The sequence below is a fragment of the Loktanella salsilacus genome, assembly GCF_900114485.1.
GTDB lineage: Bacteria > Pseudomonadota > Alphaproteobacteria > Rhodobacterales > Rhodobacteraceae > Loktanella > Loktanella salsilacus.
In genome coordinates this window covers 1-3131 of sequence record NZ_FOTF01000063.1, presented here as the reverse complement: position 1 = coordinate 3131, position 3131 = coordinate 1, and the positions used below count along the sequence as shown (strand labels likewise).

3 protein-coding genes are annotated in these 3131 nt (G+C 59.7%); 2 read left to right on the top strand and 1 reads right to left on the bottom strand.

Going from position 1 to position 3131, the window contains the following annotated elements:
- Window positions 1-941 (bottom strand): GDP-mannose 4,6-dehydratase (gene gmd / locus BM131_RS19755; RefSeq protein ID WP_090192180.1); only part of this gene is annotated, 941 nt, incomplete at its 3' end.
- Between the two features lie 241 nt (window positions 942-1182).
- On the opposite strand from gmd, the gene BM131_RS19750 reads away from it, so the two are divergent.
- Complete coding sequence (locus BM131_RS19750) at window positions 1183-1908, top strand: sulfotransferase family 2 domain-containing protein (RefSeq protein WP_090192179.1); 726 nt, start codon at window positions 1183-1185, stop codon at window positions 1906-1908.
- Between the two features lie 60 nt (window positions 1909-1968).
- Window positions 1969-3131: glycosyltransferase (locus tag BM131_RS19745; RefSeq protein ID WP_139222741.1), on the top strand; the 1163-nt coding region annotated here is incomplete at its 3' end.

Genomic DNA, 3131 nt, shown 5'->3' with positions numbered 1-3131 from the left:
GGGCGGAAGTAGCGCGGGTCGATCCGCATCAGCACATCCCCGACCTTAACGTGGGGGGCCTTGTCGCCGGTGACGCCAGTCACGGTCGCGATTTCCGACACGTCGGTGCCGGTGAATTCAAGGCTGATACCCAGCTCTGCCGCCGACCAGATGATGAACTCGCGCACGGAATACTGCACGCCGGTGGCGATGACGTAATCCTCCGGGCTGTCCTGCTGCAGCATCATCCACTGCATGCGGACATAGTCTTTGGCGTGACCCCAGTCGCGCAATGAATCGATGTTGCCCATATAGAGGCAATCCTCGAGGCCCATCGCGATGTTCGCCAGACCGCGGGTGATCTTACGCGTCACGAAGGTCTCGCCGCGGCGCGGGGATTCGTGGTTAAACAGGATGCCGTTGCAAGCATACATGCCGTAAGCCTCACGGTAGTTCACGGCGATCCAATAGGCATACATCTTGGCTACCGCATAGGGGCTGCGCGGGTGAAACGGCGTGGTCTCGGTCTGCGGGGTTTCCTGCACGAGGCCGTAAAGTTCGGACGTAGAGGCCTGATAAAAGCGCGTCTTCTTCTCCAGCCCCAAAAAGCGGATCGCCTCCAGCAGGCGCAGGGTGCCCATGGCATCGACGTCGGCGGTGTATTCTGGCGCCTCAAAGCTGACGGCGACATGCGACTGGGCGCCAAGGTTATAAACCTCGTCCGGCTGCACCTCTGAGATAATCCGCGTCAGGTTAGAGCTGTCAGTCAGATCGCCGTAATGCAGCTTAAAGCGCGCATTGTCGGTGTGCGGATCTTCATAGATGTGATCAACGCGCTGGGTGTTCAGCGAAGACGCCCGGCGCTTGATCCCATGCACCTCATAGCCTTTTTCCAGCAAAAATTCTGCCAGATACGATCCATCCTGACCGGTCACCCCGGTGATAAGTGCGCGTTTGGTCATAATAAGGTCTCTCCGGCGATGATCTGCAAGCAACACCCCAATCTGTGGCCCGCCCTGTTACAGCGTTCTTTGTCGTAAAATCGGCGATCTGACAACCAGATGGGTCGCTAAAGGCAGCTTTGAGCCTACCACGTGGCCTCGCTGCATCCGTGCAGCCCCCCGGCCCCGGCTTTGAACAATCGACAAACCGGTCCAGCCTGCGTAAAGGGGGCGCATCGAAAACTAGTAAAGCGATCATTCCATGCGTGCAGGCCGGTTCGACCCTCAAACACAGGTGCTGGATTTCAGCCATGTGCCCAAGTGCGGCGGCACCACGGTGCATGACTTCCTGTCGCGCCTGATGGACGGACGCTATGAACACTGCTTTCCCGGCTCTGGCTGGGAAGCACGGATCGACAACGCCTTAGGCGCGGGCGGGCACCACATGCGCGGTCAGGGTCCGATCAACCGCCTGCCGGGCAAAAAGGTCGTGCGCCTGATCATCCTGCGCGAGCCGCTGCAGCGGCTGACATCGTTTTATCGCCACATCCGCAACCATCCCGGTCACTATCTGGCAGTTCGCCCAGAGGTGAAGGGCAAGAGCTTTGTCGATTTTGTGCGCTATTGCCGCGATGCCAAAGTGCGCGAATTTTATGACCTGCAATCGCAGTTCGTCGTCGGCCCCAAGGGTAACCCGCAAGACGTCAATCAGGTGCTGGACACCTTCGATACCGAATTTGACTTCTATGCGCCCCTGCACATGCTGCCGACCCTGCGCGAGGAACTCAGCGCGTTCTTTGGTAAGCCCGCTCCGGCGCTGGTCTCCAAGAATGTCTCCAAAGAGGTGCCGATCGATCCGGCCGAGATCCGCGCTGCCGCCGACATCATCTATACGCACAACTATACCGACCTGCAGCTTTACAACGCCTGCACGGACAAGTTCATGCGCTTTCTTGATACATCGCGCCGCGAGTTGCGGCAGCGATAAATCCCCTTCATCCTTCCTGCCCGCGCCGCCCGCGCGGGGCTGACCAATAAGGCTTTTGCGATGACATCCAGACGCGCCTTTGTCGCCGATCACATGGCGGTCCTGCCTTATGGCCACAACGTCGAGGCCCTGCGCCTGTTCGAAGCAGAGCTGCGCAGCCGCGACATCGATGTGACCACGCTGGTCTGTGCTGCCCTACCAAAAGGCATTGAAGGTGCCGAGGATTACGCCCGCGTTCTGACCTATCCCTACAACGGTCACGTCGAAGCGATCCGCAAATACCGTGATTTTCCCAAAGTTGCTGGCAACAAGATCAGCAAGCTGCGCCGCCTGCGTGACAAGGCGCTGTGGATGGGGGCCGACGCCGCTGGTCTGGACGGCATGGGCCGCCGGGTGCGGGCAAACTGGCTTGAGGTGATTAAGCGCTACGGCATTACCGGCACCGACTGGATTTTCATGCCCAGCGTCGATCACTACGGTCTGCTTTGCCTGATGCAAGTACTACAGACCCTGCCCGCAGATAGGCGCCCCAGTGTGCATGGCCGCATGATCGGCGTGATGGAAAGTTTCAGCTATGCTCGCGGCGCGGCGCGCACCCGGCTACTGACTGCCGTGCGCGATGCGCAAAAGGCCGGCGTGCGCGTCAGCCTGAGCGCGGAAACACCGGTCTATCAGGACTATCTGACCTCCGTGCTGCGCCAAGACGTCGGCTATCTGACCTATCCGTGCATCGCGCCCTACAAACCCATCGACTGGGGCCGCCGTCCGTTCCAACTGACATCCCCTGGTCAGGGACGCGCTGACAAAGGCTATTTTGGACTGGTCGCAATCTCGGATGCGCTCAAGGTGCATTTCAAACGCGGTCAGGTGATGCTGTCGACCCAAGGAATGCGCAAGGACGACACCTATTTCTCGCGCGCCTATGAGGCACGCCTCGCCGCTAAGATCGACCTGAACGTGCGCGCTGCACGGTTATCCTCGGACGAGATTAACGCCATGTATCGCCACGCCCATGTGCTGGTACTGCCTTATGCGCGCGACATCTACGCCCTGCGCGGATCTGCTGTCTATCAAGAGGGGCTCGCCCATGGCCGCTTGGTTGTGACCTATGACGGCACCGGTGTCGCCAGTATGGTCAAACGCTATGGCAACGGGGTTTGCGTCAAAGATGACCGCGCCTTGGCAGAAGCCGTACATCAGCTGTCACAGCGTCCCGCCGCTTG